Genomic DNA, 18468 nt, shown 5'->3' on the forward strand with positions numbered 1-18468 from the left:
AAGCGTGATGGACGCGGCTGCTGCGCCCAAGCTCAGCGCCAGCATCTGGCGGCGATCAATGCGTGTCACTTGGCCGTCTCCCCGAGGTGGAAGTCATCCCTCCCCAGGGACCGAGCTTAGATAGACGGCATGAGTGGCGTACATCCGGGGAAACCCGCGAAGTGTAGAGACAGTCCCCGTTCCGCGTTTTGTCAGAAACTTCCTAAAATTGAGCCGAGCAGAATCACGGCGACGAGCGCGATGAGCGCGCTCACGATCGCCGCCATGACAATGTCGAGATAGCCTTGCTTGTGCGTCACGCCGCACACCGACAGCAAGGTCACGACGGCGCCATTGTGCGGCAAGCTGTCGAGCGTACCCGCGCCGATCACGGCGACGCGGTGCATCAACTCCGGGCTCATGCCGATCTCAGCGGCGAGCTTCATGTAGCTCGGTCCGAGCGCATCGAGGGCGATGGTGAGACCGCCCGAAGCGGAGCCGGTCAGCGCGGCAAGAATGTTCGTCGCCACGGCGAGCGACACGAGCGGTCCGCCTTCGATCGCGAGCACCCAGTCGCGCACAACGGCGAACGCTGGCAGCGATGCAACGATAGCGCCGAAACCAACCAAGCTCGCGACGGAGACGATAGGCAGCACGGAAGCATTGGCGCCCGCCGTCATGGTGGCGCGCAACTCCGGCACACTGCGGAAATTGATCGCGATCACGACGACGATGGCGGCCAGCAGCGCGACGATCACCGACCACACGCCGCCCACGGCGGAGAGGCTCGTCGAGCCCCACTGCGGCTCGGCGAGGAAGGCCAGGTCCATGCGCGGCAGGACGACGAACGACATCACGAGATTGGTCAGGATCACCACGACAATGGGCAAAGCCGCGAGCACGATCGATGGCCCGCTCGGCGCTTCGGCACTGCGGTGGATCTCGGCTGGATCGAACTCGCGCGCGGTCGAGGCGCGCTCGCGGACAAGCGGATCGTCGGCCGCTTGCTCGGCGCTGTCCCCATCATCCGAGCCAAAGCCTTCGCCCACGAGGCGCGCCTTCGTTTCCGCACGCTTCAGCCACCACATGCCGAAGCCGAGCATGATCGCCGAGGCGATGATCCCGAGGCCGGGCGCCGCAAACGGCGTGGTCCCGAAGAACGGCATGGGAATGGCATTCTGGATTGCCGGCGTTCCGGGCATGGCCGACATCGTGAACGTCGAGGTGCCGAGCGCAATCGCAGCAGGCATCAGGCGGCGCGGCACACTCGCCTGGCGGAACAACGCCATGCCCATGGGCGCGAGCACGAAGAAGGCAACGAACAGGCTGACGCCGCCATAGGTGACGATCGCTCCCGAGAGCACCACCGCGAGGATGGCCCGCTGTGGCCCGAGCTTGCGCGTCATGTAGTTCGCGATGGACGTGACCGAGCCCGAATCCTCCATGAGCTTGCCGAACAGTGCGCCGAGCAGGAACAGCGGAAAGAACTGCGCGACGAACTCCGCCGCATTGCTCATGAAAATCTGCGTCCAGCTCGCGAGCAGCGGCTGGCCGGCGAAGGCGGCAGCGATGAGGCCGGCGAGCGGCGCCAGGATGAGGATGCTCGAGCCGCGATAGGCGAAGTAGATGAGCCCGGCAAGACCGACGAGAATGCCAATGAGCCCCATCCGTCACATCATCTCCGCAAGCAACTGATCGATATCGAGGGTGGAGCGCTTGCCGAGATCATCGCCGTGCGTGATCAGGAACTCCTCCGCCGACTTGCGACCCTCCTCTCGCAACATGCTCAGGAATTCCCATTCCGCGTTCAGCTTCGAGGAATAGCCGAGCGTGTTCATGATGGGGTTGCGCACGATATGGACGCGCATTCTCGCCCACTCGGCACCTTCATCGTTGCCGGGGATCGTGTTCTTGCGCAGCAGCGCCATCATCTTCAGTTCTTTGATCAGCACCGCGTTGAACGACACCTCGTTCAGGCGGTTGAGAATCTCGGCAGCCGATTTCGGTGTTCCGGGTCTCTCGACGGGATTGATGGGAACGAGAATGGTGTCGTCCGAGACGAGCTCGCGAACCAGCGGCGCCAGAGTCGGATTGCCCGAATAACCGCCGTCCCAATAGCTCTCGCCGTCGATCTCGATGGCCTGGAACAGCGTCGGCAGGCAGGCCGAGGCCATCAGCACCTCCGGCGTGATCTCCGCGTTCCGAAATATGCGCGGGCGGCCGGTGCGGACATTGGTGGCGGTGATGAAAACCTTGATGGGAGAGTTTCGAAGCCGCTCGAAATTGATCTCCTTCGCCAGTATGGGCGCCAGTGCGTTGCTGCCGGCCGGATTGAGCTGATACGGCGAGAACAGCCGCGACATGAGATCCATGGCGACGAACATCGGCGAATAGTCGAGCGACCAGCGGCCGAACATCCGATCGAGCGGCGTGCGCTGAAAGGGGCTGAAGCGGGCAGCTTCCGACACGTGCTGCCAGTAGGTGTCGAGCGCCCTGCGCGCACCTTGGGCGCCGCCTTCGGCCCACCCGTCTGCCATTACGGCCGCGTTCATGGCCCCAGCGGAGGTGCCCGACACGCCTTCGACTTCGAGCCATGGCTCCTCGAGCAGCCGATCGAGCACGCCCCAGGTGAAAGCACCGTGAGAGCCGCCTCCCTGAAGGGCAAAGTCCACGACGACCTTCGCCCGGCGCGGCGCCGCGCGCTTCGCGAGATCGGAGTCGGCAGGTAGGTCTTGGGAGATATTCAAGTGGGACCTCGCATCGCGCCGGAAGGGGGCAGTTGCTGTCCGTTCGTGACTTTACGGCGGTCTGCTGGGAACGTTCGCTGGAACATACGCGCTAGTGTCCCGGTTCCGAAGTTCGCCATACCTCGATGCTGGCGCCCCGAGCGAACTTCGGCATCATAAGGGACACTAAAATCATTAATTTTCTCGTGTGATTCGGATCGAGAAATTCGCTCGATACCGTGCCGCGAGATGTGGCGAATTTCTCGATCATCACACTAATGATTTCGCAGGTCGACGTGCTTGCCGGATGGATTACTGAAGGGGTCCGCAGGTTTGGGCTGTTCGGGGACCCACGTCGAAATGTTGCTGAGCTGCCAGCGCAGGCCGAAAACGCCGAGAATGACGGTGAGCAACGCTGGCAGGAAGCTTCCGATGGAATCTGCCGGCGTCGGGAGAAGGAGCTGCACGCCAGTGATGATCAGGGCAGCGCCGCCGAACGAAGATGCCGCGACGATGAAGAGGTCGAAATACTTGAGCGCGACAGTGGCGCCAAGAACCCCGCCGATGGCGGCAAGAGCGATGCCGGCGAAACCGGTCATCACGCGCTCGAGGCCGAGAAGAGACAAGATCGCCAGCACGATCACAACGCCGCCCGTGAAACCGACGAGCACGCGCCGATAGTGCTCGAGATAGTAGGCAACACCGGCGGCCAGAACCGCAAGCGCGATGCCGAGCGTGATCGCGACCACGCCGATCTCACCCATCAACCAGCGGCCGAGCAGAATTCCGAGCTCGAAGCCGAAGAGGCCATAGAAGAGCGGCAGCCACGCGTAGAACATGAGGAGACCAAATCCCATGATCCCGAGGCCGCACAAAATGAGCAGGATCGCTAATGTGATCGTCATTTCTCGTCCCCACGCGCGCCAAGCCCGCCGCGTGGCGGCCGGGCTGTCAAACGGTTTGCCGAGCGAGAATACTGAACACTGCGCGTACGCTCCTATCCGGGACATCCCCCAATCCGTCAGGGAGCACCCCTACGAAGCGGGCGTCGGGCGCCGAGGCGGCGGCATGTATGACCGGATCCCGTAATCCGGCGCGCGGGGAGGCAGCCGCGCCAACCATCGCTTGCGCGCAGGATGCCCAGGAGACAACCTCGGGAGATCTGGCAGTTAGGAGAGCTGCCTACTCCGCCGCGACCTTCGGGCCATAGCCCAGCGCCACATTGAGCTTCACGAGCAGGTCGGCGGCTGCCTCAGCGATGTTCGTGCCGGGGCCGAACACGGCCTTCGCACCCGCCTCGAACAGGGCCGGGTAGTCGGCCGGCGGGATCACGCCGCCGACGACGATCATGATGTCGCCGCGCCCTTCGGCTTCGAGCGCAGCCCTGAGCTCCGGCACCAGTGTCAGGTGCCCGGCTGCGAGCGACGACACGCCGACGATGTGCACATCGTTCTCGACAGCCTGGCGCGCGACCTCTTCCGGCGTCGAGAAGAGCGGCCCGATGTCGACATCGAAACCCAGATCCGCGAATGCCGTCGCAATCACCTTCTGGCCGCGGTCGTGGCCATCCTGACCGATCTTGGCGATCAGGATGCGCGGGCGGCGCCCGTCATTGCGCTCGAAGTTCTCGACGAGCCCCTGCACCTTGCCGAGAGCACTGGTCATCGCACCCGCCTCCGATCGATAGACGCCCGATACAGCGCGAATCTCGGCGCGATGGCGGCCGAAGACCACTTCCAGCGCATCGGAAATCTCGCCGACCGTCGCTTTCGCACGCGCGGCCTTGACCGCGAGATCGAGCAGGTTGGCGCCGCCCTTAGCGCCCTCGGTCAGCGCGTTGAGGGCCGCTGAAACTTCCGCCGGATCGCGCTCACGCTTGAGACGCGCCAGCTTCGCGAGCTGCTGCTCGCGCACCTTCGCATTGTCGACCTTGAGGATCTCGATCTCGGCCTCGTTGGCGACGCGATACTTGTTCACGCCGACGATCGTCTGCCGGCCCGAGTCGATGCGCGCCTGCGTGCGCGCGGCAGCTTCCTCGATGCGCATCTTCGGGATGCCAGCGGCGATCGCCTTGGCCATGCCACCGAGCCGCTCGACTTCCTCGATATGCTGCCACGCCTTCTCGGCAAGCTCGTACGTCAGCCGCTCGACGTAGTAGCTGCCGCCCCAAAGGTCGGCCGTGCGGGTCGTGCCGCTCTCCTGCTGGAGAACGAGCTGCGTGTTGCGGGCAATGCGCGCCGAGAAGTCGGTCGGCAGGGCAATGGCTTCGTCCAAAGCGTTCGTGTGCAGGGACTGCGTGTGGCCCTGCGTTGCCGCCATGGCCTCGATGCAGGTGCGCGTGACGTTGTTGAACACGTCCTGCGCCGTCAGGCTCCAGCCCGAGGTCTGGCTGTGCGTCCTGAGCGAAAGCGAGCGTTCGTCCTTCGGCGCGAACTCGGACTTGATGAGGCGCGCCCAGAGGAGGCGCGCGGCGCGCATCTTGGCGATCTCCATGAAGAAGTTCATGCCGATCGCCCAGAAGAACGAAAGCCGTGGCGCGAACTTGTCGATGCCGAGCCCGCCGGCGACGCCCGCCCGCGCATACTCGATGCCGTCAGCGAGCGTGTAGGCGAGCTCTAGGTCCGCCGTCGCACCGGCCTCCTGCATGTGGTAGCCGGAGATCGAGATCGAGTTGAACTTCGGCATGTTCGCGCTCGTATAGGCGAAGATGTCCGAGATGATCCGCATCGAAGGCGCAGGCGGATAGATGTACGTGTTGCGGACCATGAACTCCTTGAGAATGTCGTTCTGGATGGTCCCGGAGAGCTTGGCGAGCGGCACGCCCTGCTCCTCGCCCGCGACAATGAAGAGCGCGAGCACCGGCAGCACGGCGCCGTTCATGGTCATCGACACTGACATCTGCGAGAGGTCGATGCCGTCGAAGAGCGTGCGCATGTCGAAGATCGAGTCGATCGCCACGCCGGCCATGCCGACGTCGCCCTTCACGCGCGGGTGGTCGCTGTCATAGCCGCGGTGCGTCGCGAGATCGAAGGCGACCGAGAGCCCCTTCTGGCCGGCCGCGATATTGCGGCGGTAGAAGGCATTGCTCTCCTCGGCGGTCGAGAACCCCGCGTACTGGCGGATGGTCCACGGCTGCGTGACGTACATGGTCGGGTACGGCCCGCGCAGGAAGGGCGCGATGCCGGGGAGCGTATCGACGAAATCGAGGCCGGCAATGTCGGCACCCGTGTAGACCGATTTCAGCGCGATGCCCTCGGGCGTCTCGAAGCGCGCGGGGGGGACGGTAGCCGCCGCCGCAGACGACGCGGTGAGATTGACGGTCGTGAAATCGGGTATCCTGCTCATGCCTCGGCCCTGGTGATAGATCGCTGGTCAGCACCGCCGAGCATCTTGGTTAAGCTCAGCGTCCTTACTTTCGGGCGTGCGCCGCAGCGAACCGATCGAAATCACCTGTAAAATCGCGCCAATGGGGGGCGGGGTCAACCCCGGCTCGCGCTGGCGGACCTGCAGGAAATGGCGATCCGAAGCGGGGCCCGCCTCAACCGCCCTCGCCCTCCACCCAGCGGTAGCGGAAATCACAGTGGCTGGCCCCCTGCATGATGGTCTGGGTCCGCTCCATCTTAAGGCGCGGGTCGTAGCCCTCGCAGAATGTGCCGTCGCGCTGGCAGGAGAGCAGGTGGCCGATCTCGCCGAGGCCCATCTCGCGATACATCTCCGCATAGCGGCAGCGCGTGACGTTGAAATCGAACTGCGCGTCGCTCTCGAGGAGGGTCTCGGTCCTCAGCGCGTCGCCCATACGCCACTGCGACTGGCGCTCGATGAACGTGCGCATGGAGGTCTGGCCGCCGGGCTCCGATGCGGCGAGCTGACGGGCCTGCTCGATGGAGGAACGGCGCACCGCATCGCCAATCGCGCGGCTCGCGACCTCCGTGCCGTGACTCTCCTTCAACGTTTCATAGACATGCTTGAGGATCGTCGCCTCGATCCGTCGGCGCTCGATCATGGGGAGGGTGTCGGCGGCTGTCATACGGCACTCCCGATGGTTCGCTATGCACGCATCCTAGTTGATCCTCGTCGATCAGCCAGCCCGCATCGCGCTGCGCGTTGACCCTGATCGGGCAGCTCATTAACGTTGCGCGCAGCATAATGGAGCCACATACGCGAGCCAAAGATCCGGCCATGCAGAATCACCCGAAATTCCGGGCCTGGCGGACCAGAGTGGCGGCTGCGGCATTGATGCTGACAGTCGCGCTCGGCGCGCTCGCACGCCCGGCCGAAGCGCAAGGTTTGAGCTTCATCCGCGATACGGAGATCGAGGATCTCCTGAGCGACTACGCCCAACCGATCTTCCGCGCAGCGGGTCTCGGGACGGGCCGCATCGCCATGCGGATCATCCGGCATGAGGCCTTCAACGCATTCGTGCTCGACGGCCGCAATGTCTTTATCCACACGGGCGCTCTTCAGGTGTCGGAGACACCCAATCAGGTCATTGGCGTGATCGCCCACGAGGCCGGCCACATCGCCAATGCGCACCTCTCCGATCTGCGCTCGAAGATCGCCGCCGATCCGACGCGTGGCTTTCTGTCGCAGTTCCTCTTCGTCGGCGTGATGCTCAGCCAGATCCGGGGCAATGAGCTCGTCGCGGACCAGGCTGGCCTGCGTTACCTCAACGCGACGAAACAGTCCGGCCGCGGCATGATCGAGACCTTCGAGCGCTTTGCGCAGGAGGAATCCTTCTCGCTCCAACGCACGCCGCAGAGCCTTTTCGCGCGCACGCATCCGTTCGCCGCCGACCGCGTCACGCAGCTCCGCAGCCGCGCCCAGGCGAGCCCCTTCTGGGACACGCGCGACCCGCCGGCGCTCCAGCTCCGCCACGACATGATGCGCGCGAAGATCTCGGGCTACCTCGACCGCCCGCAAATCGTCTTCAACCGATATCCCCAGTCGGACCAGTCGCTTCCGGCACGCTACGGACGGGCCATCGGCACGTTCTTCGGGAGCGGCGTCGAGCGCGCCATTCCGCTGGTCGACGCGCTCATCAAGGACCAGCCCAACAACCCGTACTTCCACGAGCTCAAGGCGGATTTCCTCATGCGCTCGGGCCGCGCGCGCGAGGCCGTGCCGCTGCTGAGGCGCAGCGCCCAGCTTGCCGGTGCCAATGCACCCTTGATTACCGTGCGGCTCGCTCAAGCCATGGTCACGGCGGAGGACCCCAATCTCGACGAGACCATCAATCTGGCCCGGAAGTCCTTGATCCAGGACCCGAATCCTCAGGCCTACCGCATTCTGGCGAACGCCTACTACAAGCAGAACAAGCTGCCCGAGGCCGACCTCGCGACTGCCGAGGCCCTGTTCCTCGAAGGCGACCTCAAACAAGCCCAGATTTTTGCCAAACGTGCGCAGCCTCGTCTCAAGAACGGCTCGCCGAACTGGATCCGGGCTGGCGATATCGTGAACTTCAAAATTTCCGGTTGAGGGTATAACCCTGCCGATCTGAACCCCCAAGGAGGGCGCTCCCCTATGACGACCACACCTCGCGGCGGGCGCCGCCTGGCCGGCCTCGCCGCACTGGCCCTGGCCGCAGCACTGCTCCTGCCCATCGCCGCACCTTCGGCCGAACAGGCCGACCGCTCGGCGCCGATCCGCCTCGCCCAGGCCACCACGCCAGAGACGGCCGCGAAGGCCCCCGATGTCTTCTCGCCCGAGCAGAAGAAGGCGATCGAGGCCATCATCAAGGACTACCTGATCGCCAACCCCGAAGTGTTCCTCGAGGTGCAAAGCGCGCTCGAGACCCGCATGGAGGAGATCCAGGCGAAGCGGCTGCAGGCCGCGATCTCATCGCAGGCCGAGGAGATCTACCGCAGCCCGGGCGCGCCGATCGCCGGCAACCCGACGGGCGACGTCACCGTGGTCGAGTTCTTCGACTACAACTGCGGCTACTGCAAACGCGCCTTCGGCGACATCGCCAAGCTCGTCGAGAAGGACAGCAAGGTGAAGCTCGTCCTCAAGGAGCTGCCGATCCTCTCCAAGGGCTCCGAGGAGGCGGCACGCGTCGCCCTCGCCGCAAAGGCACAGGGCAAGTACTGGGAAGTCCACCGCGCACTCATCACATTGCGCGGTCAGGCCAACGAGGCGACCTCGCTCGCAGCCGCAGAGAAAGCCGGCGTCGACATGGCGAAGCTCAAGGCCGACATGAAGAGCGAGGCCGTGACGCAGGAAATCGCCCGGGTGCGTGAGCTCGCGCAGTCCATGGGCATCCAGGGTACGCCGCACTTCCTCGTCGCCGACCGCGCCATTGCCGGCGCTCCCCAGAACCTCCTCGAGCTGATGTCGCAGCACATTGCCGAAGTCCGCAAGGATGGCGGCTGCAAGGTCTGCTAAGGGCGTTCTGAATAAAGCAAATCAGGCATTTGGGCCCGCCCATGCACCATGCATGGGCGGGCCTTGACTTGCATAGGCCAACTTGGGCCTTCACCTGCGGAACTTCCGTGCCGCGGAAAGGCCCATAACCTGCTCTATCGCAGCGCCAAAGAAGCTGATAGACGAACTTGGATCAAGTGCAGGTGCAGCATGCCGACAGGCGCCATGGCCCCAAGCCTTGGCGGCAGAATGGTGGTGGTCGGATCAGGGGTCGAGGCGAAGCAATGGCGAAGCCGGTCTATGTGCTGAACGGGCCCAACCTCAACATGCTTGGGCTGCGTGAGCCGCACATTTACGGCTCGGAGACATTGGACGACGTGCGCCGGATGGTCGAGGACCATGCCAAGAGCCTCGGTCTCAGCGTAAGTTTTCGCCAGTCGAACAGCGAGGGCGAGCTCGTTACCTGGATCCAGGAGGCGCGCACGGAGGCGAGCGGCATCATCCTCAATGCGGGCGCCTACACTCACACCTCGGTTGCCATTCTCGATGCGTTGACCGCCGCCGAGGTGCCCGTGGTCGAAGTTCATCTTTCGAACATCTTCCGCCGCGAGCCTTTCCGACATCACTCGTATGTCTCGCCGGCTGCATTCGGCGTGCTTTGCGGCTTCGGCCCCAAAGGCTACCTTCTCGCGCTCGACGGACTGCACGCGCGCCTTGGCGCCGCTGCAAAAAGCTGAGCGGCCCCTCTGAACCCCATCTGCGGACCCACAGCATGGCCAAGGAAAACAAGGACCGCGATGCCCTCGATAAGGGCCTGATCCGCGATCTCGCGCAGCTCCTGAACGAGACTGGTCTCACGGAGATCGAGATCGAGAAGGAAGACCTTAAGGTGCGTGTCGCGCGCCACGCAGCGGCGCCCGCGGCCTATGCGGTCGGCGTACCGGCGCCACCTGCCGCTTCGGCGGGTCCGGCCTCGGCGCCAGGGGCGCCCGCGCCTGCAGCATCCGGTCCCGATCCGGCGAGCCATCCGGGTTGCGTCAAGTCGCCGATGGTCGGCACGGCCTACCGCGCCCCCGAGCCCGGCGCCGCAGCGTTCATCGATATCGGCACGCGCGTCACCCAGGGGCAGACGCTGCTGATTATCGAGGCGATGAAGACGATGAACCACATCCCGGCGCCGCGCTCGGGCGTGGTCAAGGAGATCCTGATCGAGAACGGCCAGCCCGTCGAATTCGGCGAGCCTCTGGTGATCATCGAGTAGCAGGGGATCCAGTAGCTGGGTCGGGCGCCGTCCGCTCCAGGGGCGCATCTGGGGCGAGGCGCGACGAGGACAAGGCATGTTCGACAAGGTTCTGATCGCCAATCGCGGCGAGATCGCGCTCCGGATCCAGCGCGCCTGCAAAGAGCTCGGCATCGCGACCGTGGCCGTGCATTCGACGGCCGATGCGGACGCCATGCATGTGCGCCTCGCCGACGAGAGCGTGTGCATCGGCCCGCCGCCGGCTTCGGAAAGCTACCTCAACATTCCGCGGCTGCTCGCCGCCTGCGAGATCACCGGCGCCGACGCCATCCATCCGGGATATGGCTTCCTGTCGGAGAACGCGCGCTTCGCCGAGATCCTCGAGGAGCACGACATCACCTTCATCGGCCCGACCTCCGAGCACATCCGGATCATGGGCGACAAGATCGAGGCCAAGGAGACCGCGAAGCGGCTCGGCATCCCCGTCGTGCCCGGCTCCGATGGCGGCGTGCCCAACGAGGTCGAGGCGCAGCGCATTGCGAAGTCCATGGGATTTCCAGTGCTGATCAAGGCCGCGGCCGGCGGCGGCGGGCGCGGCATGAAGGTTGCGCGCTCGGAAGAAGATCTCGAGATGGCCTTCAGGACCGCCCGCGCGGAAGCCAAGGCGGCCTTTGGCGACGACAGCGTCTATATCGAGAAGTACCTGACGCATCCGCGGCACATCGAGATCCAGGTCTTCGGCGACGGCAAGGGCAACGCCATCCACCTCGGCGAGCGCGACTGCTCGCTCCAGCGCCGCCACCAGAAGATCCTCGAGGAGGCGCCTTCGCCCGCGCTCAACGCCGAGCAGAGGAAGAAGATCGGCACGACCGTCGCCAACGCGATGAAGAAGCTCAAGTACCGCGGCGCGGGCACGGTCGAGTTCCTCTACGAGGACGGCGAGTTCTACTTCATCGAGATGAACACGCGCCTGCAGGTCGAGCATCCCGTGACCGAGATGATCACCGGCCTCGATCTCGTGCTCGAGCAGATCCGCATTGCCTCGGGTGGCTCGCTTTCGGTGACGCAGGAGGAAGTGAATTTCTCCGGCCACGCCATCGAGTGCCGGATCAATGCCGAGAACCCGAAGAACTTCCGCCCCTCGCCGGGCAAGATCACCTACTGGCATCCGCCGGGCGGCCTCGGCGTGCGTGTCGACTCAGGCGTGTATCAGGGCTATCGCATCCCGCCCAACTACGACAGCCTGATCGGCAAGCTGATCGTGCACGGCAAGAACCGCAACGAGTGCCTCATGCGGCTGAGGCGCTGCCTCTCGGAGTTCGTGATCGACGGCATCGAGACGACGATCCCGCTCTTCACCGAGCTCTGCCGCCATCCCGACATCGCCAACGGGCTCTATGACATCCACTGGCTCGAGCGGTACCTGAGCCAGAGCGAAGGCTGATCAGACCGCATTGCGCTTCGCTATCCCGCACGGCGCATGATGCGGGATCGGCCCACAAAAACAAATGCGCCGGCACAAGGCCGGCGCATGAATTCGTGCGGTCGTGAGCGTCAGGCTGCTTTTGAAAGCAGCGCCCGCGCTTCGACATTGTCGCGCACGACATCCAGCGGTCGACGGAAATCGATCACCGGAGCCAATGCACTCCTCAAGCACGACTTCAGTTCGCCGCGGCCACCGTTGAACGATGCGATCGGCGCGTAAGGCGCCATATCCACCGACGCAAGGTGACCGTAAAGGGCCTCATACTCGGCGCGATTGTCGAATGCCGGGATCTGCCCCGCCACGATCTGCAGGCTCTCGCAGGGCGCACCCTCAGCGAGAACGACTTCGTGGCTTCCCAATTCGACGTGGAAGTACTCGATCGCGTCGACGTCCGGCGTCACGGCAGAAATGGTTCCGCCATTGATCAGGTCCGAAGCCGGGATGAGGACCCCATTGAGATAGAGAAGATGCGCCCGCGTGACGTAGAGATCGCGGTGAGGCGTATTGGGGCCAAGCGCACCCTTGGAGATGCGGACCGGCAGTACGTCCTCATGCCACCCCTCGGCACGGGCCAACGCGCGCTTTCCGATCCAACGGATCGCCCGCATCTCGCCATCAGTCGTGGTGACGAAATCACCGATCTTGAGATCCTCGATGGCGATCTCGCCATCGGGCGTCAGCAGCCGCGTGCCGCGAAGGAAGCACTGGCATTTCGGCGGCGTATTGTTGGACGGGCCACATCCCGGGATGCCGGTCTGACCGTTGCCGTTGCCGTTGCCGTTTCCTTTGCCCTTCCCCTGAGCAAGCGCTCTGGTCGCGGTCGCGGGCCCCAATGCGGCGAGAAGCGCGCCTGCAGCCACTAAGCTGCGACGACTAAGCTGCGGATTGGGGCGATGGGTGGAAGTCTCTAGGGAATTCAATTTGGTCACTATCCCCTCCAAATAAAGCTACTACGCGTACGGAAAAGATATTGCTTAATGGAACATTACCGCGGATTCGGCAATCCAATATCATGTATCATCAACCGCATTCCGCGTTCGGTGTTGCCGGCGTGTTACGTAAACGCCGAACGCGCGACCGGCCCCGCCGCGAGCCGCGCCTCACGCCGCCTTTGAAAGCAGCGCCCGCGCCTCGATATTGTCGCGGACGACATCCAGAGGTCGACGGATGTCGACCACCGGGGCGAGCGCGCTTCTGAGCCTCGACTTCAGCTCGCCGCGACCGCCGTTATAGGCTGCGATCGGCGCATAGGGCCGGGCGTCAAGCGGAGGCAGATGTCCGCAGAACGCTTCATATTCTGCGTGATTGTCGAATGCCTTGAGGCTCGTGGGGGTCGCCAGCAAACTCTCGCAGGGCGCACCATCGGCAATGACAACGTCGTGGCTTCCGAGCTCGATGTGGAAGTACTGAAGCGTCTCCACGTCCGGTAAAACGACGGCAATGGTCGCGCCGTTGATCAAGTCCGCGACCGGAACGAGGACGCCGTTGAGGTACAGCATGTGCGCGCGAGAGACGTAGAGATCGCGCTGCGGCACGCCTCGACCGAGCGCATCCTTAGAGATGCGGACCGGCAGAACATCCCGGTCCCACCCTTCTGCGCGCGAGATCTCAATGCGACCGATCCACCGGACCGCACGCGTCTCGCCGCCGTGCGTGGTCACGACGTCGCCGATCTTCAGAGCCTCGATCGCGAGTTCGCCGTCGGGCGTGAGCAGGCGCGTGCCGCGAAGGAAGCAAAGGGCGCATTTGGTCTGGCAGTTCTCACCGCCAGTCCAATTGAATTTCGGTGCCTTCGAGCTTGAAAATGCAAGCGCTTTGCTGGCGGCCACAGGGCCCACCGCTGCAAGAACACCAGCCGCCGCCACCAAGCTGCGCCTGGTCAGGCGCGCATCTGGCCGCGTGGAATGACGCGGAATCGACTCCGACATACGCAATACCCCGCAGCACGCTTATACACACCTGCGTTCATGCTCTTTGTCGCAGCAACCGAAGGTCCTCGACAAGGCGCGTGCGGGGGCGCCGGCCCACTTAGGAGCGCGGCGTTGCAAATTCGGCACAAGGCGTGGAAGGCGAATTTCCTCGCGCGTGGGCTTCGTGCTGCGCCCAAGCTGGAGGATTGGGTTCAACTAAAGTCGTCGCGCGTCAGGCAAATTCCAGAATGACGGCGTCGACGGCGAGGCTGTCGCCAGCCTTGGCGTTGATCTTTTTGACGGTCCCGTCCCGCTCGGCGCGGAGGACGTTCTCCATCTTCATGGCCTCGACGACGGCGAGGGCGTCACCGGCCTTCACTTCCTGGCCGGCCTGCACGTGTATTGCCTTCACGAGCCCCGGCATCGGGCAAAGCAGCAGCTTCGAAGTATCGGCCGCAACCTTCTCCGGCATCAGGGACACGAGCGTGGCTTCGGCTTCCGTATAGACGCGGATGTCGGCTGCAGCCCCGCGGTAGGAGAGGTGCACGCCATTGAGCACCGGCCTCACCTGAACGGAGACCTCCTCGCCACCGACCGTTCCAGTCCAGACCGGCTGTCCCGGCCACCAAGTCGAGACCACCTCGATCGGCGTCCCAATCGCGCCATCACCGTTGACCTTCGCGACCTTGATCGGCCCGTCGCCACCGCCCGTCACCTCGAGGTGGACGTCGCGCGCACCAATGCGCACGACGCGCCGCTTGGCGAATGAAAAGGGCTGCCCGTCCATCTGCTGGGTGATGTGGCGTCGCCGCGTGTTGTTGAGATGGTCGATGGATGCGGCAACGGATGCCAGGATGCCGAGCCCGTAGCCGTCGGCGGCAGGCGGCGCGAAGCCGTTCGGATATTCCTCGGCGATGAAGCCCGTCGAGAGGCGGCCCTCCCGCCAGCGCTCGTGCTGCATGAGCGCGGTGAGGAAAGGAATATTGTGCTGGATGCCGTCGATATAGAAGGCATCGAGCGCCTGCGCCTGCAGATCGATGGCGCCAATGCGCGTCGGCGCGTGCGTGACGAGCTTGGCGATCATCGGATCGTAGAACATCGAGATCTCGCCGCCTTCGGCAACGCCCGTGTCATTGCGGATCGTACCGCCATGCACCACGCCTTCGGCGGGCGGCACGTAGCGCGTGAGACGGCCGATGGATGGCAGGAAATTGCGGAAGGGATCCTCGGCATAAATGCGGCTCTCGACCGCCCAGCCTTCGAGCTTCACGTCCTTCTGCTTGAGCGCGAGCTTCTCGCCGGCCGCGACGCGGATCATCTGCTCGACGAGGTCGATGCCGGTCACCATCTCGGTCACCGGATGCTCGACCTGCAGGCGCGTGTTCATCTCGAGGAAGAAGAACGAGCGGTCCTGTCCGGCGACGAACTCGACGGTGCCAGCGCTATCGTAACCGACAGCCTTGGCGAGGGCGACGGCCTGCTCGCCCATGAGCTTGCGCGTCTTCTCGTCGAGGAGCGGCGAGGGCGCCTCCTCGATGACTTTCTGATTGCGGCGCTGGATCGAGCACTCGCGCTCGCCGAGGTAGATCACGTTGCCGTGCTTGTCGCCCAGCACCTGGATCTCGATGTGGCGCGGGTTCTCGATGAACTTCTCGATGAACACGCGGTCGTCGCCGAAAGAGGACTTCGCCTCCGAGCGGGCAAGCGCGAACCCTTCCTCACATTCCTTGCGGCTGTAGGCGATGCGCATGCCTTTGCCGCCGCCGCCGGCCGAGGCCTTGATCATGACCGGATAGCCGATCTGCTCGGCGATCTTCACGGCCTCCGCTGGGCTGCCGATCTCGCCGAGGTGGCCGGGGACGGTCGAGACCTTGGCGGCCGCCGCTGCTTTCTTCGACTCGATCTTGTCGCCCATGGCCGCGATGGCCCTGGGGTTCGGCCCGATGAAGACGATGCCCTCCTTGGCGAGCGCGACCGGGAAGGCCTCGCGCTCGGAGAGGAAGCCATAGCCCGGGTGCACGGCCTCGGCGCCGGTCGCCTTGCAGGCTTCGACGATCTTGTCGATCAGCAGATAGGACTGCGCGGCCTGCGGTGGGCCGATGTGCACGGCCTCGTCGGCCATCTCCACATGCATGGCCTGGGCGTCGGCGTCCGAATAGACGGCGACGGTCTTGATCCCCATCCGCCGGGCGGTCTTGATGACACGGCAGGCGATCTCGCCGCGGTTGGCGATCAGGATCTTCTTGAACATTTGCTGGCAGTTCCGGGTGCTGGTCGGTCGGCAGAAGGTTCTTCTAGACCGGGGGCGGCGGCGCGTAAACGTGTTCCGTGCACCACTGGTGCCCGGCTTGTATCCACCGACGCGGGGCCTGCCCGCTATCCGTGCATCGTAAGGCCGCCGGAGACGCTGATCACCTGGCCGGTGATGTAGGCGGCCTCGTCGCTCGCGAGGAAGGCCACCATACCCGCAATGTCCTCGGGCTGGCCAAGCCGGCCGAGCGGGATGGCCCGTTTGAGCCCCTCACTCACCTTGGCGCCTTGGTCGCCGGCTCCCGTCAGCGCTTGGAGCAGGGGGGTCTCGGTCGGCCCGGGACAGACCACATTCAGGGTCACGCCGGATCGGGCCATCTCGCGGGCCATGGTCTTGGTGAAGGCAATAATGCCGCCCTTGGCGCTCGAATAAACCGCCTCCATGGACGAGCCGACACGCCCCGCATCCGAGGCGATGTTCACCACGCGGCCCGAGCGGCGCGCCTGCATGCCCTTGAGCACGGCATGATGGAGGTTGATCGGCCCTTCGAGGTTGATCGCGATGATCTTGCGCCAGAGGTCCGGCTCGGTCGTGAGGAAGTAGGCGAACTTGTCCCACCCGGCATTGTTCACGAGCACGTCCGTCGGACCGATGTCCTTCTCGAAGGCCTCGACCGCGCGTGCGACTGCGGCGTGGTCCGTGATGTCGACCTCGTAGGCCTTGGCCGTCGCGCCCTCACCCGCCAACGCCTCGACCGTGCGCTCCGCAGCGCCCTTATCGAGATCGAACACGCCGACACGCGCGCCGGCCTCGCCGAGCCGCTTGCAGATGGCGCTGCCGATGCCGCCGCCACCACCCGTGACGATCGCCGCCTTCCCCTCGAGCCCTCTCATGGATGCTTCCTCGCTGCGTGCTTTTGTTTTCAATACGTCTCGACGTGATAGCGGCCCTCGCCGCGCATGGCGGGCTTCAGGCTCGCCCAATCGAGCCCGTGCGCCGAGGCGATCTCGGCCAAGGCTTCGTCGACGCCGGCCTCCATGCCCTTCAACCCGCATATGAAAATGTGCGTCGAGGGTGCGCCGATCAGCGGGCCGAGCGCGCCGGCTTCCGCGCGCATGCGATCCTGCACATATTCCTTCGGCGCTCCCTTCACACGCGAGAACACGAGATGCTTGGCGAGAACCTCGTCACGCACCTTCTGCAGCGGCCCGAAGTAGGGGAGTTCGCCCGGCGTGCGGGCGCCGAAGAACAGGATCGCGCGGCCGGGCGCACCTTCCATGGCGCGGCGGCGGCGCTCGGTGAAGGCGCGGAACGGCGCCGAGCCCGTGCCCGTGCAGATCATGAGCAGATTGGCATTGGCATCGTTCGGCATGAGGAAAGTCGCGCCGAATGGGCCTGTAACGAACACCTTCTCGCCGACCTTACGATTGCAGAGCCATTCGGAAACGAGCCCGCCGGCCACGCGCTTCACCGTCAGCGACACATTATTGGCATTGCGCTTCTCACCGTCGCGCGCCGAGGCAACCGAGTAGAGGCGGATCGGCAGCTCCTTGCCGTCCGCATTCGTGACAGGCGGCACGATGCCGATCGACTGGCCTTCGAGCACCGGAAACTGCGTCTCGCCGAATGAGAGCACGATATGGCGCACGTCGCTTTCGGTATCGGGATCGGTGATGCGGAAATTGCCCTGGATGGTGGCGATCGCGGGTTTCGCGCGCGTGAAGAGGTTGATTGCGGGTTTCGATGCACTCGCCGGCGGCACGGCCTTGCCGCCGGCGCCCCCGTGCGCCGCTTCGATCAGCGCCGCGATCTCAGCCTCGCTGGCGTCAGCGAGCGAAGCTGCAAGCGCCACATCGCCGAGATCTTCCTGTGAGGGCAGCTCCGTCCATTCCATCTGCTCGCCGAGCGAGTAGGCCGTCTCGGCGCGCACAATCCGCCAGTTGTCGATCGAGCCCGTGGGGCACGGCGAGATGCAATCCATGCAGTAGTTGCACTTCTCGGGATCGACGACGTAGTTGGCGTCGTTGTGCGTCACGGCCCCGACCGGACACGTCGCCTCGCACGTGTTGCAGCGGATACAGATCTCGGGATCGATCACATGCTGCTTCTTGAGGCCATCGGGAAGCGCGGTCGCGGTCATGTCTTCTGCGGTCCGTAGAACAGAACCCAGGTTGCAAAGTCGCCGCTGAACTCGACGAAGCGGTGCTCCTCGCCGGCAGCCGCAAAGAGCTTGTCCCCGGGACCGAAGCGAACCCGCTCACCGCCGCGGATGTATGTGCCGCTGCCCGAGATCACGAAATAGAACTCGTCGCGGTCATGAGGCGTCTGCGTGTCCTCGCCCTTCGGCGCATAATGGCGGATCTCGATCCCGTCGCCCTCGAACCAGCGGCTCGAGAGGCGCCCGCCGATGAGGGGCGCGGCGGCGGCTTCGGAGGGGGTGATCCGGGTCGGGGTCGCCATGTCAAAGCTCCTCGGCGTGGCGCGGAATCAAATCATAGAACGGTTAAAGGCGCAAA

Annotated in this window: 16 protein-coding genes; 5 read left to right on the forward strand and 11 right to left on the reverse strand. The window is 64.6% G+C overall.

Annotated features, from left to right (window positions below):
* Positions 1-191 precede the first annotated feature (191 nt).
* The 5 genes from CS1BSM3_RS11095 to CS1BSM3_RS11115 form a co-directional block, all read right to left on the reverse strand.
* Positions 192-1646, reverse strand: coding sequence for a GntP family permease (locus CS1BSM3_RS11095; RefSeq protein ID WP_072387163.1), 1455 nt, complete (start codon positions 1644-1646; stop codon positions 192-194).
* 3 nt (positions 1647-1649) lie between these two features.
* On the reverse strand, positions 1650-2651 hold the full coding sequence (locus CS1BSM3_RS11100) for a patatin-like phospholipase family protein (protein WP_072388085.1): 1002 nt from the start codon (positions 2649-2651) through the stop codon (positions 1650-1652).
* A gap of 329 nt (positions 2652-2980) precedes the next feature.
* On the reverse strand, positions 2981-3610 hold the full coding sequence (locus CS1BSM3_RS11105; RefSeq protein ID WP_072387164.1) for a hypothetical protein: 630 nt from the start codon (positions 3608-3610) through the stop codon (positions 2981-2983).
* A gap of 277 nt (positions 3611-3887) precedes the next feature.
* On the reverse strand, positions 3888-6050 hold the full coding sequence (scpA, locus tag CS1BSM3_RS11110) for a methylmalonyl-CoA mutase (RefSeq protein ID WP_072387165.1): 2163 nt from the start codon (positions 6048-6050) through the stop codon (positions 3888-3890).
* 193 nt (positions 6051-6243) lie between these two features.
* A complete protein-coding gene (locus tag CS1BSM3_RS11115) occupies positions 6244-6732 on the reverse strand; it encodes an L-2-amino-thiazoline-4-carboxylic acid hydrolase (protein WP_072387166.1) in 489 nt (162 codons plus the stop codon).
* A gap of 152 nt (positions 6733-6884) precedes the next feature.
* On the opposite strand from CS1BSM3_RS11115, the gene CS1BSM3_RS11120 reads away from it, so the two are divergent.
* From CS1BSM3_RS11120 to accC, 5 genes are all read left to right on the forward strand, one after another.
* Complete coding sequence (locus CS1BSM3_RS11120) at positions 6885-8180, forward strand: M48 family metalloprotease (RefSeq protein WP_083528514.1); 1296 nt, start codon at positions 6885-6887, stop codon at positions 8178-8180.
* 45 nt (positions 8181-8225) lie between these two features.
* Complete coding sequence (locus CS1BSM3_RS11125; protein ID WP_072387168.1) at positions 8226-9086, forward strand: DsbA family protein; 861 nt, start codon at positions 8226-8228, stop codon at positions 9084-9086.
* Between the two features lie 263 nt (positions 9087-9349).
* A complete protein-coding gene (gene aroQ / locus CS1BSM3_RS11130) occupies positions 9350-9802 on the forward strand; it encodes a type II 3-dehydroquinate dehydratase (RefSeq protein WP_072387169.1) in 453 nt (150 codons plus the stop codon).
* Between the two features lie 35 nt (positions 9803-9837).
* Positions 9838-10326 carry an acetyl-CoA carboxylase biotin carboxyl carrier protein gene (gene accB / locus CS1BSM3_RS11135; RefSeq protein ID WP_072387170.1) on the forward strand — a complete coding sequence of 163 codons (489 nt, stop codon included), beginning with the start codon at positions 9838-9840 and terminating at the stop codon, positions 10324-10326.
* A 76-nt stretch (positions 10327-10402) separates the two neighbouring features.
* Positions 10403-11749: an acetyl-CoA carboxylase biotin carboxylase subunit gene (gene accC, locus CS1BSM3_RS11140; RefSeq protein ID WP_072387171.1), complete on the forward strand. Its 1347-nt coding sequence runs from the start codon at positions 10403-10405 to the stop codon at positions 11747-11749.
* Between the two features lie 110 nt (positions 11750-11859).
* Here the strand turns inward: accC and CS1BSM3_RS11145 are convergent, their stop codons facing one another.
* The 6 genes from CS1BSM3_RS11145 to CS1BSM3_RS11170 form a co-directional block, all read right to left on the reverse strand.
* Positions 11860-12720: a Hint domain-containing protein gene (locus CS1BSM3_RS11145; RefSeq protein ID WP_174263674.1), complete on the reverse strand. Its 861-nt coding sequence runs from the start codon at positions 12718-12720 to the stop codon at positions 11860-11862.
* Between the two features lie 171 nt (positions 12721-12891).
* Positions 12892-13620 carry a Hint domain-containing protein gene (locus CS1BSM3_RS11150; protein WP_174263675.1) on the reverse strand — a complete coding sequence of 243 codons (729 nt, stop codon included), beginning with the start codon at positions 13618-13620 and terminating at the stop codon, positions 12892-12894.
* 313 nt (positions 13621-13933) lie between these two features.
* Complete coding sequence (locus CS1BSM3_RS11155) at positions 13934-15952, reverse strand: acetyl-CoA carboxylase biotin carboxylase subunit (RefSeq protein ID WP_072387172.1); 2019 nt, start codon at positions 15950-15952, stop codon at positions 13934-13936.
* A 125-nt stretch (positions 15953-16077) separates the two neighbouring features.
* Complete coding sequence (locus CS1BSM3_RS11160; RefSeq protein ID WP_072387173.1) at positions 16078-16845, reverse strand: glucose 1-dehydrogenase; 768 nt, start codon at positions 16843-16845, stop codon at positions 16078-16080.
* Between the two features lie 29 nt (positions 16846-16874).
* The gene (gene boxA / locus CS1BSM3_RS11165) at positions 16875-18092 is read right to left on the reverse strand and encodes a benzoyl-CoA 2,3-epoxidase subunit BoxA (protein ID WP_072387174.1); all 1218 of its coding nucleotides are present in this window, start codon (positions 18090-18092) and stop codon (positions 16875-16877) included.
* On the reverse strand, positions 18089-18412 hold the full coding sequence (locus CS1BSM3_RS11170; RefSeq protein WP_072387175.1) for a cupin domain-containing protein: 324 nt from the start codon (positions 18410-18412) through the stop codon (positions 18089-18091). Before CS1BSM3_RS11170 ends, boxA begins: the two co-directional genes overlap by 4 nt.
* Positions 18413-18468 lie beyond the last annotated feature (56 nt).

This window comes from Hyphomicrobium sp. CS1BSMeth3 (assembly GCF_900117415.1).
Classification (GTDB): domain Bacteria; phylum Pseudomonadota; class Alphaproteobacteria; order Rhizobiales; family Hyphomicrobiaceae.

Excerpts from the sequence above, each read along its gene's own strand:
- CS1BSM3_RS11120 (WP_083528514.1), top strand. The coding sequence starts at position 6,885 with ATGCAGAATCACCCGAAATTCCGGGCCTGGCGGACCAGAGTGGCGGCT.
- boxA (WP_072387174.1), bottom strand. The coding sequence starts at position 18,092 with ATGACCGCGACCGCGCTTCCCGATGGCCTCAAGAAGCAGCATGTGATC.
- CS1BSM3_RS11115 (WP_072387166.1), bottom strand. The coding sequence starts at position 6,732 with ATGACAGCCGCCGACACCCTCCCCATGATCGAGCGCCGACGGATCGAG.
- aroQ (WP_072387169.1), top strand. The coding sequence starts at position 9,350 with ATGGCGAAGCCGGTCTATGTGCTGAACGGGCCCAACCTCAACATGCTT.
- CS1BSM3_RS11105 (WP_072387164.1), bottom strand. The coding sequence starts at position 3,610 with ATGACGATCACATTAGCGATCCTGCTCATTTTGTGCGGCCTCGGGATC.
- CS1BSM3_RS11155 (WP_072387172.1), bottom strand. The coding sequence starts at position 15,952 with ATGTTCAAGAAGATCCTGATCGCCAACCGCGGCGAGATCGCCTGCCGT.
- CS1BSM3_RS11095 (WP_072387163.1), bottom strand. The coding sequence starts at position 1,646 with ATGGGGCTCATTGGCATTCTCGTCGGTCTTGCCGGGCTCATCTACTTC.
- accB (WP_072387170.1), top strand. The coding sequence starts at position 9,838 with ATGGCCAAGGAAAACAAGGACCGCGATGCCCTCGATAAGGGCCTGATC.
- CS1BSM3_RS11125 (WP_072387168.1), top strand. The coding sequence starts at position 8,226 with ATGACGACCACACCTCGCGGCGGGCGCCGCCTGGCCGGCCTCGCCGCA.
- CS1BSM3_RS11170 (WP_072387175.1), bottom strand. The coding sequence starts at position 18,412 with ATGGCGACCCCGACCCGGATCACCCCCTCCGAAGCCGCCGCCGCGCCC.
- accC (WP_072387171.1), top strand. The coding sequence starts at position 10,403 with ATGTTCGACAAGGTTCTGATCGCCAATCGCGGCGAGATCGCGCTCCGG.
- scpA (WP_072387165.1), bottom strand. The coding sequence starts at position 6,050 with ATGAGCAGGATACCCGATTTCACGACCGTCAATCTCACCGCGTCGTCT.
- CS1BSM3_RS11160 (WP_072387173.1), bottom strand. The coding sequence starts at position 16,845 with ATGAGAGGGCTCGAGGGGAAGGCGGCGATCGTCACGGGTGGTGGCGGC.